Below are 13,528 nucleotides of genomic sequence, written 5' to 3'. Positions count from 1 at the left end.
TTGGGAGGGACGCGTGGGACGGTCGACGTTCAGTGGAGGCGCCCATGCCCGGTAGCCGTACCGGACGCCCGCCCGTACAGCGGGCGTCCCGGCGCCCAGCGGTGGCCCGCACGCCGCGCGAGAACCCCTTCCAGCGGTTCTTCACGCGTGCGCGGAAGGCCTGGGACCGGCCGCTGACCGCCTACTACCTGATCCTCGGCGGCAGTCTGCTGATCACCGTGCTCGGCCTGGTGATGGTCTACTCGGCCTCCCAGATCACCGCACTGCAGCTGTCGCTGCCCGGGTCGTACTTCTTCCGTAAGCAGGCCCTCGCCGCGCTCATCGGCGGCGTCCTGCTCCTTGCGGCCGCCCGCATGCCGGTCAGGCTGCACCGGGCGCTCGCCTACCCGATTCTGGCCGGTGCCGTCTTCCTCATGGCCCTGGTGCAGGTGCCGGGGATAGGGATGGCGGTCAACGGCAACCAGAACTGGATCTCCCTCGGCGGTTCCTTCCAGATCCAGCCCAGCGAGTTCGGCAAGCTCGCCCTGGTGCTGTGGGGCGCGGACCTGATCGCCCGCAAGCAGGAGAAGAAGCTGCTGACCCAGTGGAAGCACATGCTGGTGCCCCTGGTCCCGGTCGCCTTCTTGCTGCTCGGGCTGATCATGCTCGGCGGCGACATGGGCACGGCGATCATCCTCACGGCGATCCTGTTCGGCCTGCTGTGGCTGGCCGGCGCCCCGACCCGGCTGTTCGTCGGCGTGCTCTCCGTCGCCGGCGCGATCGGCGTGCTGCTGATCAAGACCAGCCCCAACCGGATGGCCCGCCTCGCCTGCATCGGCGCGACCCGGCCCAAGACCTCCGGCGCCGACTGCTGGCAGGCCGTGCACGGCATCTACGCCCTCGCCTCCGGCGGAATCTTCGGGTCCGGGCTCGGTGCGAGTGTGGAGAAATGGGGCCAACTGCCCGAAGCCCACACCGACTTCATCTTCGCCGTCACCGGTGAGGAACTGGGCCTGGCGGGAACACTGTCGGTGCTCGCCCTGTTCGCGGCTCTAGGCTATGCGGGTATCCGCGTGGCCGGACGCACGGAGGACCCCTTCGTGAGGTATGCCGCGGGAGGCGTGACCACCTGGATCACCGCCCAGGCAGTGATCAACATCGGTGCGGTGCTCGGCCTGCTGCCGATCGCCGGTGTCCCCCTCCCGCTGTTCTCCTACGGAGGATCCGCCCTGCTGCCGACCATGTTCGCCGTCGGGCTGCTGATCGCCTTCGCGCGGGACGAGCCCGCCGCACGGGCGGCGCTTGCGATGCGGCAACCTCGCTTTGGTAGAAAGCGGGCGGGAGGTTCCCGCACCGGGCGCACGTCCGGCCGGGAATCACGGAGATGGAACACGATGCGACGGCGTGCCACCACGGCGCGTTCGTCCGGAGAGCGGTGAATTTCGGTGCATGTCGTACTCGCCGGCGGAGGTACCGCGGGCCACATCGAGCCCGCGCTCGCCCTCGCGGACGCCCTGCGCAGGCAGGACCCGACCGTGGGCATCACGGCCCTCGGCACGGAGCGGGGCCTGGAGACCCGGCTCGTCCCCGAGCGGGGCTACGAGCTGGCGCTGATCCCGGCCGTGCCGCTGCCGCGCAAGCCCACCCCCGAGCTGATCACCGTCCCGGGCCGGCTGCGCGGCACGATCAAGGCCGCCGAGCAGATCCTGGAGCGCACCAAGGCGGACGCCGTGGTCGGCTTCGGCGGCTACGTCGCCCTGCCCGGCTACCTGGCCGCCAAGCGCCTCGGCGTGCCCATCGTGATCCACGAGGCCAACGCCCGGCCCGGACTGGCCAACAAGATCGGCTCCCGGTACGCGGCCCGCGTCGCCGTCTCCACCCCGGACAGCAAGCTGCGTGACGCCCGCTACATCGGCATCCCGCTGCGCCGCGCCATCGCCACCCTGGACCGCGCGGCCGCCCGCCCCGAGGCGCGCCACCGCTTCGGCCTCGACCCGAACCTGCCCACGCTGCTCGTCTCCGGAGGCTCGCAGGGCGCCCGCCGCCTCAATGAGGTGGTCCAGCAGGTCGCCCCCTGGCTGCAGCAGGCCGGTATCCAGATCCTGCACGCGGTCGGCCCGAAGAACGAACTGCCGCAGGTGCACCAGATGCCGGGTATGCCGCCCTATATCCCGGTAAGTTACCTGGACCGGATGGACCTCGCGTACGCCGCGGCCGACATGATGCTGTGCCGCGCGGGCGCGATGACCGTCGCCGAACTCTCCGCCGTCGGACTCCCGGCCGCCTACGTCCCGCTGCCCATCGGCAACGGCGAACAGCGGCTGAACGCCCAGCCGGTGGTCAAGGCCGGGGGCGGACTCCTCGTCGACGACGCGGACCTCACGCCCGAGTGGGTGCAGCACAACGTGCTGCCCGTGCTCGCCGACCCGCACCGGCTGTACGAGATGTCCCGCGCCGCCGGTGAGTTCGGCCGCCGGGACGCCGACGACCTGCTCGTCGGCATGGTGTACGAGGCGATCGCCTCACGCCGATAGGACCGTATGACGAAAGGGCAGTGAGGTGGCCGGACCGACTACCGCCGAGCGCGGTGAACGCCAGCAGGAGTCGTCCGGCCCGCCGCCCGCCCGCCGGTGGTGCAGGCCGCGCATTCGTACGATGGTCATCCTGGCGGCGCTCGTCGTGCTCCTCGGCGCGGGCGCGCTCTGGGCGCTGTACGGCTCCAACTGGCTGCGCGTCGAGCGCGTCTCGGTCTCCGGCACCCGGGTGCTGACCCCCGCCGACGTGCGCGAGGCCGCCTCCGTCCCGGTCGGCGATCCCATGATCTCGGTCGACACGGGTGCCATCGAGGCCCGGCTCCGCCAGAAACTGCCCCGCATCGACACCGTCGACGTCGTCCGGTCCTGGCCGCACGGGATCGGGCTGAGGGTGACGGAGCGTACGCCCGTGCTCCTCGTCCGCAAGGCCGGGAACTATGTCGAAGTCGACCACAAGGGCGTCCGGTTCGCCACGGTTTCACAGGCTCCGAAGAACGTTCCGCTGCTGGAACTGACCGCTTCCCGAGCGGGTTCGGCCGCCGCGAGTTTCCGGCGCTTCGGCACCGGCCGGCTGGTGCGTGAGGCGGTCGGCGTGGCGGGCGACCTCCCGGCCGCCGTCGCCCAGGACACCCGGACCCTCCAAGTCCGCTCCTACGACGCCGTCTCGCTGGAGTTGAGCGGTGGCCGCACGGTGCTGTGGGGCAGCGGCGAGAACGGCCGCGACAAGGCACGGGTCCTCACAGCACTCATGAAAGCAGCTCCGGACGCGCGCCACTTCGACGTGAGTGTGCCCACCGCCCCTGCGTCATCGGGGAGTTGACGCACATCAGCGCAGGCCAGCACCCTGGTTGGGCACTGCAACGCCTGATCACATAGGGTGAAAAGAAAAACGGGAGGTTCGGCGTGTTCGTTGAACGGGCGCCACTTGTCGACTTAGTGTCCTGTTCAGAAGACTCCAGGGAACAGACACACTGGTAACCCTAAACTTCAGGGTTAGGGTTCGGGTCGGCGTTCGGACCGTCCCATTCGGCATCCGTCGTCCCGGCGCGGGGCACCGCTCGGCGGCGACAACGTAATTCGAGGCGAGAGGCCTTCGACGTGGCAGCACCGCAGAACTACCTCGCAGTCATCAAGGTCATCGGTGTCGGCGGCGGTGGTGTCAATGCCATCAACCGGATGATCGAAGTCGGTCTCAAGGGTGTCGAGTTCATCGCCATCAACACCGACGCACAGGCGCTGTTGATGAGCGACGCCGACGTCAAGCTCGACGTCGGCCGTGAACTGACCCGCGGACTCGGCGCCGGCGCCAACCCGGCCGTCGGCCGCAAGGCCGCCGAAGACCACCGTGAGGAGATCGAGGAGGTCCTCAAGGGGGCCGACATGGTCTTCGTCACGGCCGGTGAAGGCGGCGGCACCGGCACCGGCGGCGCGCCCGTCGTGGCCAGCATCGCGCGCTCGCTCGGCGCCCTCACGATCGGCGTGGTCACGCGCCCGTTCACCTTCGAGGGACGGCGTCGCGCGAACCAGGCCGAGGACGGCATCGCCGAACTCCGCGAAGAGGTAGACACCCTCATCGTCATCCCCAACGACCGGCTGCTGTCCATCTCGGACCGCCAGGTCTCGGTCCTCGACGCCTTCAAGTCGGCGGACCAGGTCCTGCTCTCCGGTGTGCAGGGCATTACCGACCTCATCACCACCCCCGGCCTGATCAACCTCGACTTCGCCGACGTCAAGTCGGTCATGTCCGAGGCCGGCTCCGCCCTCATGGGCATCGGCTCGGCCCGCGGCGACGACCGCGCGGTGGCCGCCGCCGAGATGGCGATCTCCTCCCCGCTGCTGGAGGCGTCCATCGACGGCGCCCGCGGTGTGCTGCTCTCCATCTCCGGCGGCTCCGACCTCGGCCTGTTCGAGATCAACGAGGCCGCTCAGCTGGTCAGCGAGGCCGCCCACCCCGAGGCCAACATCATCTTCGGTGCCGTCATCGACGACGCCCTCGGCGACGAGGTCCGGGTCACCGTCATCGCGGCCGGCTTCGACGGCGGCCAGCCGCCGGCCCGCCGGGACAACGTCCTCGGCTCCGCCTCCTCCTCCACCTCCGCGCCCCGCCGCGAGGAGCCCGCGCCGGCCCGGCAGCCCGAGAGCAGCCGCCCGTCCTTCGGCTCGCTCGGCAGCGTGACCCCGAAGGAGGAGCCGGAGCAGACGCCCGAGCCGGTGGCCGACGTCACCGTCACCCCGGCGGTCCCGCCCGCGCCGCGGACCTACTCGGACAGCTCGGCCGAGGAACTGGACGTGCCGGACTTCCTCAAGTGATAGGACGGCGCGAGAGCGTGAGCGGCGCGCACTTCGCCTTCACCGATCGGTGGGGCGGGGTGAGCGCCGCTCCGTATGAGGAGCTGAACCTCGGCGGCGCCGTCGGCGACGAGCCCGGAGCGGTCCGGACCAACCGGGAGCTGGCGGCGAAGTCGCTCGGCCTCGACCCCGCCCGGGTCGTCTGGATGAACCAGGTGCACGGCGCCGACGTCGAGGTCATCGAGGCACCCTGGGGCGAGAGGCCCGCACCGGAGGTCGACGCGATCGTCACCGCCCGCCGCGGACTCGCCCTCGCCGTCCTCACCGCCGACTGCCTGCCGGTGCTGCTCGCCGACCCGGTCGCCGGGATCGCCGGCGCGGCCCACGCGGGCCGGCCCGGACTGGTCGAGGGCGTGGTCCCCGCCGTCGTACGGGCCATGGCGGAACTCGGCGCCGACCCGGCCAGGATTGTCGCCCGCACCGGGCCGGCCGTCTGCGGCCAGTGCTACGAGGTGCCGGCGGCGATGCGCACCGAGGTGGCCGCCGTCGAGCCGGCGGCGCACGCCGAGACGAGCTGGGGGACACCTGCCGTCGACGTGAGCGCCGGCGTGCGCGCACAGCTCGACCGGCTCGGCGTGCGCGACCTGGCGCACGCGCAGGTGTGCACGCTGGAATCGGGCGATCACTTCTCGTACCGCCGCGACCGCTCCACCGGGCGGCTCGCGAGCTACGTCTGGCTGGACTGATGGGGCATGACGGACCGTAAGACCGAACTCGCCACGAACCTGGCGCATGTGGAGGACCGCATCACCGCCGCCTGCGTGGCGGCCGGACGCAAGCGGGAGGAGGTGACCCTGATCGTGGTCACCAAGACCTACCCGGCGAGCGATGTGCGGATCCTGTCGGAACTCGGTGTGCGCCTGGTCGCCGAGAACCGCGACCAGGACGCCGCCCCGAAGGCCGCCGCCTGTGCCGATCTGCCCCTGAAGTGGCATTTTGTCGGCCAGTTGCAGACCAACAAGGTCCGTTCCGTGGTCGGCTACGCCGATGTCGTGCAGTCCGTCGACCGGGACCGGCTCGTCGCGGCGCTGTCGAGGGAGGCGGTGCGGACGGAGCGCGAGGTGGGCTGCCTGATCCAGGTCGCGCTGGACGCCGGCGCCGCGGAACGGGGCGAGCGCGGAGGCGTGGCACCGGCCGGTGTCGAGGAGTTGGCCGACCTGGTCGCCGGGGCGCCCGGGCTGCGGCTCGACGGGCTGATGACCGTCGCCCCGCTCACCGGGGAGTACGCGGGACGCGAACAGGCGGCGTTCCAGCGGCTCATGGATTTGTCGACTGACCTGCGCCGAGCCCATCCGGCTGCAACCATGGTGTCAGCGGGGATGAGTGCGGACCTCGAGCAGGCCGTGGCCGCCGGAGCGACACATGTGCGCGTCGGCAGCGCGGTACTCGGAGTCCGCCCCAGGCTCGGGTAACGTCGCCAGGAAGTCGGACCACAGCAGAAAATATGGTCAATGCCGCCGAAGGCGGCACAACGACCACGTGGATCGCGGGCACTTGGCAAGTCGTCAGTCGATCCACCACAGAGCGGAGGACTCAGAGCATGGCCGGCGCGATGCGCAAGATGGCGGTCTACCTCGGCCTCGTGGAGGACGATGGGTACGACGGCCGCGGATTCGACCCAGACGACGACTTCGAGCCCGAACTGGACCCGGAGCCCGAGCGGGACCACCGACGGCACGAAGTGGTGCACCAGTCTCATGGTGCACACCAGTCCCAAAGGGACGAATCGGTCCGGGTGGTGCAGCCTCCGGCGCCGCGCGATCCGGTCTCCCACTCCACTTCGCTCGCCGCGGAATCCGGGCGTCCGGCGCGCATCGCGCCCGTGGCGTCCATCACACAAGAACGTCAGTCCATGGAGAAGAACGCACCGGTGATCATGCCCAAGGTCGTGTCCGAACGAGAGCCGTACCGGATCACCACGCTTCACCCCCGGACCTACAACGAGGCCCGTACCATCGGGGAACACTTCCGCGAGGGCACCCCGGTGATCATGAATCTGACTGAGATGGATGACACAGACGCCAAGCGACTTGTCGACTTTGCGGCCGGTTTGGTGTTTGGTCTTCACGGCAGCATCGAGCGGGTGACGCAGAAGGTGTTCCTGTTGTCGCCTGCTAACGTCGATGTCACGGCGGAGGACAAGGCCCGCATCGCAGAGGGCGGGTTCTTCAACCAGAGCTGAGACGCACCACCGGAAACAAGCACGGAACAGGGGAGAGGGAAAGCCAGGCCATGAGCGTGTTCGCGCAGGTGATCTACATCGCGCTGATGGTGTTCCTCATCGTGCTGATCTTCCGGCTGGTCATGGACTACGTCTTCCAGTTCGCCCGCTCGTGGCAACCCGGCAAGGCGATGGTGGTCGTCCTGGAGGCCACCTACACTGTCACCGATCCACCGCTGAAGCTTCTGCGGCGGTTCATCCCGCCGCTGCGTCTCGGGGGCGTGGCGCTCGACCTGTCCTTCTTCGTACTGATGATCATCGTCTACATTCTCATCTCTGTCGCTGGGAACTTCGTGAGATGAGGACGGACGAACCGGTCTTGCCGACTGCCGATGACTACGTTGAGGTGAAGAGATGCCGTTGACCCCCGAGGACGTGCGGAACAAGCAGTTCACGACCGTCCGCCTCCGAGAAGGCTATGACGAGGACGAGGTCGATGCCTTCCTCGACGAGGTCGAAGCCGAACTGACCCGTCTGCTCCGCGAGAACGAGGACCTGCGCGCCAAGCTGGCCGCGGCCACGCGCGCTGCTGCCCAGAACCAGCAGAACATGCGCAAACCTCCCGAGCAGGATCAGCCACATCCGCCGCAGCAGGGCATGCGAGGTCCCGGCGCGCCGGTGCCCGCCGGCATATCGGGCCCGCCGCAGCAGCAGATGGGCGGCCCCATGGGTGGCCCGCCCCAGCTGCCGAGCGGTGCCCCGCAGCTGCCTGCCGGCCCCGGCGGTCAGGGCGGCCCGCAGGGTCCCGGCCCGATGGGCCAGGGTCCGATGGGCCAGGGTCCGATGGGTCAGGGTCCGATGGGTCAGGGTCCGATGGGGCAGGGCCAGATGGGTCAGGGCCCGATGGGCGGCCAGCCGCCCATGCAGCAGCACCCGATGGGCGGCCCCATGGGCGGTCCGATGGGCGGCCCCGGTCAGGGCCCCGGCGGCGACAGTGCCGCCCGTGTCCTCTCGCTGGCCCAGCAGACCGCCGACCAGGCGATCGCCGAGGCCCGCTCTGAGGCCAACAAGATCGTCGGCGAGGCCCGCAGCCGCGCCGAGGGTCTGGAGCGGGACGCCCGTGCCAAGGCGGACGCCCTGGAGCGGGACGCGCAGGAGAAGCACCGCGTCGCGATGGGCTCCCTGGAGTCCGCCCGCGCCACGCTGGAGCGCAAGGTCGAGGACCTGCGCGGCTTCGAGCGCGAGTACCGCACGCGGCTGAAGTCGTACCTGGAGTCGCAGCTGCGCCAGCTGGAGACGCAGGCCGACGACTCCCTGGCCCCGCCGCGCACCCCGGCGACCGCCTCGCTGCCGCCGTCCCCGGCGCCCTCCATGGCACCGGCCGGCGCGAGCGCCCCGTCGTACGGCGGCAACCAGACGATGGGCGGCAACCCCGGCCCGTCCGCCCCGTCCTACGGCGGCCAGCAGCAGATGACCCCGGCCATGACCCAGCCCATGGCCCCGGTCCGTCCGCAGGGCCCGTCCCCGATGGGTCAGGCACCCTCGCCGATGCGTGGGTTCCTGATCGACGAGGACGACAACTGAGGGTCTTTTCGTAGACCGGTACGACAACGGCGTCGGCAGCGTCTGAAGGGCCCGGCCTCCAGTACGAAAGTACGGAGGCCGGGCCCTTTTCGTGCGTGCGGGCAGATGAACGCATCGTGCGCGGTTCCCCGCGCCCCTCGAGGGGCACCAGGAACCGCGCACTTTCACGGGATCAGCGTGTGTCTACGCCTTGCGCAGCCGGAACGTCAGGGACAGACCCTCGTCCACGAACGGCTCGCCGAATCCGGCCTCGGCCTCGCCCTCACCCTGGCCGAAGTCGGTCGACAAGACCTCCTCGGAGATGAGCCCGGCGTGCTCGGTGAGCGCCGCGATCACCGCGGGGTCGGTCGACGTCCACCGCAGGGCGATGCGGTCGGCCACGTCGAGCCCGCTGTTCTTGCGGGCCTCCTGGATCAGCCGGATCGCGTCGCGGGCGAGTCCCGCCTGCCGCAGCTCCTCGGTGATCTCCAGGTCCAGCGCCACGGTCGCGCCCGCGTCGGACGCCACCGACCAGCCCTCGCGCGGGGTCTCGGTGATGATCACCTCGTCGGGCGCGAGGGTGATCGTCTCACCGTCGACCTCCACGGACGCCGTGCCCGCGCGCAGCGCCAGCGACAGCGCGGCCGCGTCGGCGTTCGCGACGGCCTTGGCGACGTCCTGCACCCGCTTGCCGAACCGCTTGCCCAGGGCCCGGAAGTTGGCCTTGGCGGTGGTGTCGACGAGCGAGCCGCCGACCTCGGAGAGCGAGGCCAGGGAGGACACGTTCAGCTCCTCCGTGATCTGCGCGTGCAGCTCACGGTCGAGGGTGTCGAAGCCGGCCGCCGCGACCAGCGCGCGGGACAGCGGCTGGCGGGTCTTGACGCCGGACTCCGCGCGCGTGGCACGGCCCAGCTCCACCAGGCGCCGTACCAGCACCATCTGCTTCGACAGCTCCGGGTCGATCGCGCCGAGGTCCGCCTCGGGCCACGGGGCCAGGTGCACCGACTCCGGGGCGCCGGGGGTCACCGGCACGACCAGGTCCTGCCACACCCGCTCCGTGATGAACGGGGTGATCGGCGCCATCAGCTTCGTGACGGTCTCCAGCACCTCGTGCAGCGTGCGCAGCGCGGCCTTGTCGCCCTGCCAGAAGCGGCGGCGCGAACGGCGGACGTACCAGTTCGACAGGTCGTCGACGAACGCGGACAGCAGCTTGCCGGCACGCTGGGTGTCGTACGCCTCCAGCGCCTGGGTCACCTGGTCGGTGAGCGCGTGCAGTTCGGACAGCAGCCAGCGGTCCAGCAGCGGGCGACCGGCCGGGGCCGGGTCGGCGGCGGACGGCGCCCAGGCGGACGTGCGCGCGTACAAAGCCTGGAAGGCGACGGTGTTCCAGTACGTCAGGAGCGTCTTGCGGACGACCTCCTGGATCGTGCCGTGGCCGACGCGGCGGGCCGCCCACGGGGAACCGCCGGCCGCCATGAACCAGCGCACCGCGTCCGCGCCGTGCTGGTCCATGAGAGGGATCGGCTGCAGGATGTTGCCCAGGTGCTTGGACATCTTGCGGCCGTCCTCGGCGAGGATGTGACCGAGGCAGACGACGTTCTCGTACGACGACTCGTCGAAGACCAGGGTGCCGATGGCCATCAGCGTGTAGAACCAGCCGCGGGTCTGGTCGATCGCCTCGGAGATGAACTGCGCCGGGTACCGGCTCTCGAACAGCTCCTTGTTCTTGTACGGGTAGCCCCACTGCGCGAACGGCATCGAGCCCGAGTCGTACCAGGCGTCGATGACCTCCGGCACGCGCGTGGCCGTCCTGCCGCAGCCCTCGTGCGGGCAAGCGAAGGTGACCTCGTCGATGAACGGACGGTGCGGGTCCAGGTCCGACTGGTCGGTGCCGGTCAGCCCGGTCAACTCCGCGCGCGAGCCCACGCAGGTGAGGTGCTCGTCCTCGCAGCGCCAGATCGGCAGCGGGGTGCCCCAGTAGCGGTTGCGGGACAGCGCCCAGTCGATGTTGTTGTTCAGCCAGTCCCCGTAGCGGCCGTGCTTGACGGTCTCCGGGAACCAATTGGTCTTCTCGTTCTCCTGGATCAGCCGGTCCTTGACGGCCGTCGTACGGATGTACCAGGAGGGCTGCGCGTAGTAGAGCAGCGCGGTGTGGCAGCGCCAGCAGTGCGGGTAGCTGTGCTCGTACGGCAGGTGCCTGAAGAGCAGGCCGCGCTCCTTGAGGTCAGCGGTGAGCTGTTCGTCGGCCTTCTTGAAGAAGACGCCGCCGACCAGCGGGACGTCCTCCTCGAAGGTGCCGTCGGGGCGGACCGGGTTGACCACGGGCAGGCCGTAGGAGCGGCAGACCTTGAGGTCGTCCTCACCGAAGGCGGGGGACTGGTGGACCAGACCCGTACCGTCCTCGGTGGTCACGTAGTCGGCGTTCACCACGAAGTGGGCCGGCTCCGGGAACTCCACCAGCTCGAAGGGGCGCTGGTACGTCCAGCGCTCCATCTCCGCGCCCGTGAAGGACTGCCCCGTGGTCTCCCAGCCCTCGCCGAGCGCCTTCTCGACCAGCGGGGCGGCGACGACGACCTTCTCCTCGCCGTTCGTGGCGACGACGTAGGTGACCTCCGGGTGGGCGGCCACGGCCGTGTTGGACACCAGGGTCCACGGGGTCGTCGTCCACACCAGGAGCGCGGCCTCGCCGGCCAGCGGGCCGGAGGTGAGCGGGAAGCGGACGTAGACCGAGGGGTCGACGACGGTCTCGTAGCCCTGCGCCAGCTCGTGGTCCGACAGGCCGGTGCCGCAGCGCGGGCACCAGGGGGCGACGCGGTGGTCCTGGACCAGCAGGCCCTTGCCGTGGATCTCCTTCAGCGACCACCAGACCGACTCCACGTACTCCGGGTCCATGGTCCGGTAGGCGTCGTCCAGGTCGACCCAGTAGCCCATGCGGGTCGTCAGCTCGGCGAAGGCGTCGGTGTGCCGGGTCACGGACTCGCGGCACTTGGCGTTGAACTCCGCGATGCCGTACGCCTCGATGTCCTGCTTGCCGGAGAAGCCCAGCTCCTTCTCCACCGCCAGCTCGACGGGCAGGCCGTGGCAGTCCCAGCCGGCCTTGCGGGCCACGTGGTAGCCGCGCATGGTGCGGAAGCGGGGGAAGACGTCCTTGAAGACGCGCGCCTCGATGTGGTGGGCGCCGGGCATGCCGTTGGCGGTGGGTGGACCCTCGTAGAACACCCACTCGGGGCGGCCTGCGGACTGGTCCAGGCTCTTGGCAAAGATCTTCTGCTCGCGCCAGAAGTCGAGCACCGCGTGCTCGAGCGCGGGCAGGTCGACCTGGGCGGGCACCTGGCGGTACTGCGTCATCGATCTTCCTCCGGCGGATGTGCTGCCTTCCGTCGGAGGGACGAGAGCTGGGCTCCCGCGGTACCACCCTCCTTGGCTCCCGGTGCGTCGTGTGCACCGGTGAGCCCCCTCATTGGGGCGCGAGACCGGTTCTACTCGCCCTGACCGGCATGGCCGGGCTTTCTTCCGGCGGCTCCGGGGTGATCTTCACGTCGCGCTCGCCCCCGGGCTCACACCGTCCCCGGGTCGCTTTCGGCCGCGTACGCCGCTACTCGTCCCCATCCACGCTTTTTCGCTCCGCCCAGTGTACGGCGCCGCACGGACAGCGGCCGACCGCTTTCCGGGAGGGCCGGGACCGGGGCGGAAGTCGGGGCGAAATGACTCGAATGGCGCGATACGCGGTTTCTGTCTCTCCGGGCCGGCCCCGGCGGATTACCCGGCGGAGAGCTGGGCACAACGCATGCAGACCGCGTGCGCGGGGGCGTGGGGTGGGCGAATCGGGCGGCGTGCCCCGTTGCCGCGGCTCCCGAGTCGATTTATCGTCCCAGCACGATTCGCGTGCAAGATCACAATATGTGAAGGGGCCGCGGCCATGGTGGCGAAGAAGACCACGCTGAAACCGGCGGGCCGGGCCGGGGGAGAGCCGCGGCCGGCCACCAAGAAGGCGGCGAAGAAGACCGCGGCGACGAAGACGGCAGCCAAGAAGGCACCGGCCAAGGAGGCGGCAGCCGGGAAGACGGCGACCGGGAAGGCGGCGGCCGAGAAGGCACCGGCCAAGAAGGCGGCAGCCGGGAAAGCGACGGCCAAGAAGACGGCGGCGAAGGAAACGGCCGCCAGGAAGGCGCCGGCCAAGAAGGCGGCTGCCGGGGAAACGGCCGCCAAGGAGGCGGCCGCGGAGAAGAAGGTCACCACGAAGGCCGCCGTGGAGGAGTCGGCCGGTGCGGAAGCGGGCAGGAAGACAGCCGCCGGCAAGAAGGCGGCCGGCACGAAGAAGGCGGCCGCCGGGAAAGCTGCCGTCGGCGGTGGTGCCCCTGCGGGGGCGACGGGGAAGAGCACGGCCAAGAAGGCGGGCGCGGCGCGGGCCGCGAAGCAGACGGGAGCCACGACGGTGGTTGCGAAGAAGACTCCTGGCACGGCCACGGCGGCGCATGCCGTTCCCAAGGCACGGATCGCCGCGGCGGACCCCGGCGAGCTGGCCGTACGCGCCGGCGAGGAACCGTGGACCCCGGAAGAGGTCGCGGAGGCCCGCGCGGAGCTGCAGTCCGAGATGGAGCGGCTGCGGGCCGAGATCAGCTCGTCCGAGGAGTCCGTCGCCGGGCTGATGCGGGACTCGGGCGACGGCGCGGGCGACGACCAGGCCGACACCGGCACCAAGAACATCACCCGCGAACACGAACTGGCCCTGGCCGCCAACGCGCGCGAGATGCTCGTCCAGACCGAACGGGCCATGGACCGGCTGGACGCCGGCACCTACGGCCTGTGCGAGAACTGCGGCAACCCCATCGGGAAGGCCCGCATGCAGGCCTTCCCACGGGCCACCCTCTGCGTGGAGTGCAAGCAGAAGCAGGAACGCCGCTACTGAGCACGAGCGCCCATCGTGGCGTGCCGTAGTCTC

At 70.4% G+C, this 13,528-nt stretch carries 11 protein-coding genes; 10 read left to right on the top strand and 1 reads right to left on the bottom strand.

All coding sequences use genetic code 11. The features are described 5' to 3' along the window. The first annotated feature begins 44 nt into the window (after positions 1 to 44). The 9 genes from ftsW (at position 45) to ABZ854_RS20160 (ending at position 8,607) form a co-directional block, all read left to right on the top strand. Positions 45 to 1,418, top strand: coding sequence for a putative lipid II flippase FtsW (gene ftsW / locus ABZ854_RS20200; RefSeq protein ID WP_361212498.1), 1,374 nt, complete (start codon positions 45 to 47; stop codon positions 1,416 to 1,418). Between the two features lie 6 nt (positions 1,419 to 1,424). Beyond that, positions 1,425 to 2,513, top strand: coding sequence for an undecaprenyldiphospho-muramoylpentapeptide beta-N-acetylglucosaminyltransferase (gene murG / locus ABZ854_RS20195; RefSeq protein WP_129309623.1), 1,089 nt, complete (start codon positions 1,425 to 1,427; stop codon positions 2,511 to 2,513). Positions 2,514 to 2,538: 25 nt separating this feature from the next. Then, positions 2,539 to 3,333: an FtsQ-type POTRA domain-containing protein gene (locus tag ABZ854_RS20190; protein WP_361212495.1), complete on the top strand. Its 795-nt coding sequence runs from the start codon at positions 2,539 to 2,541 to the stop codon at positions 3,331 to 3,333. A gap of 278 nt (positions 3,334 to 3,611) precedes the next feature. Further along, the gene (gene ftsZ, locus ABZ854_RS20185) at positions 3,612 to 4,823 is read left to right on the top strand and encodes a cell division protein FtsZ (RefSeq protein ID WP_361212492.1); all 1,212 of its coding nucleotides are present in this window, start codon (positions 3,612 to 3,614) and stop codon (positions 4,821 to 4,823) included. Continuing rightward, positions 4,820 to 5,548 carry a peptidoglycan editing factor PgeF gene (pgeF, locus tag ABZ854_RS20180; RefSeq protein ID WP_361212490.1) on the top strand — a complete coding sequence of 243 codons (729 nt, stop codon included), beginning with the start codon at positions 4,820 to 4,822 and terminating at the stop codon, positions 5,546 to 5,548. Before ftsZ ends, pgeF begins: the two co-directional genes overlap by 4 nt. A 6-nt stretch (positions 5,549 to 5,554) precedes the next feature. Further along, positions 5,555 to 6,274, top strand: coding sequence for a YggS family pyridoxal phosphate-dependent enzyme (locus ABZ854_RS20175; protein WP_361212487.1), 720 nt, complete (start codon positions 5,555 to 5,557; stop codon positions 6,272 to 6,274). Between the two features lie 128 nt (positions 6,275 to 6,402). Beyond that, positions 6,403 to 7,044, top strand: a complete 642-nt coding sequence (sepF, locus tag ABZ854_RS20170) for a cell division protein SepF (RefSeq protein WP_361212484.1) — start codon at positions 6,403 to 6,405, stop codon at positions 7,042 to 7,044. Between the two features lie 50 nt (positions 7,045 to 7,094). Further along, positions 7,095 to 7,385, top strand: a complete 291-nt coding sequence (locus tag ABZ854_RS20165) for a YggT family protein (protein ID WP_129309629.1) — start codon at positions 7,095 to 7,097, stop codon at positions 7,383 to 7,385. A 52-nt stretch (positions 7,386 to 7,437) separates the two neighbouring features. Beyond that, positions 7,438 to 8,607 (top strand): DivIVA domain-containing protein, encoded by a 1,170-nt coding sequence (locus ABZ854_RS20160; RefSeq protein ID WP_361212481.1) that lies wholly within the window; start codon positions 7,438 to 7,440, stop codon positions 8,605 to 8,607. Positions 8,608 to 8,790: 183 nt separating this feature from the next. Here the strand turns inward: ABZ854_RS20160 and ileS are convergent, their stop codons facing one another. After that, the gene (ileS, locus tag ABZ854_RS20155) at positions 8,791 to 11,934 is read right to left on the bottom strand and encodes an isoleucine--tRNA ligase (RefSeq protein WP_361212478.1); all 3,144 of its coding nucleotides are present in this window, start codon (positions 11,932 to 11,934) and stop codon (positions 8,791 to 8,793) included. A gap of 571 nt (positions 11,935 to 12,505) precedes the next feature. Here ileS and ABZ854_RS20150 point away from each other — a divergent pair. Then, positions 12,506 to 13,495: a TraR/DksA family transcriptional regulator gene (locus ABZ854_RS20150; RefSeq protein ID WP_361212475.1), complete on the top strand. Its 990-nt coding sequence runs from the start codon at positions 12,506 to 12,508 to the stop codon at positions 13,493 to 13,495. Positions 13,496 to 13,528 lie beyond the last annotated feature (33 nt).

It is taken from the genome of Streptomyces sp. NPDC047028 (assembly GCF_040644095.1).
Lineage (GTDB): Bacteria > Actinomycetota > Actinomycetes > Streptomycetales > Streptomycetaceae > Streptomyces.
This window is presented reverse-complemented; position numbering and strand designations above follow the sequence as displayed.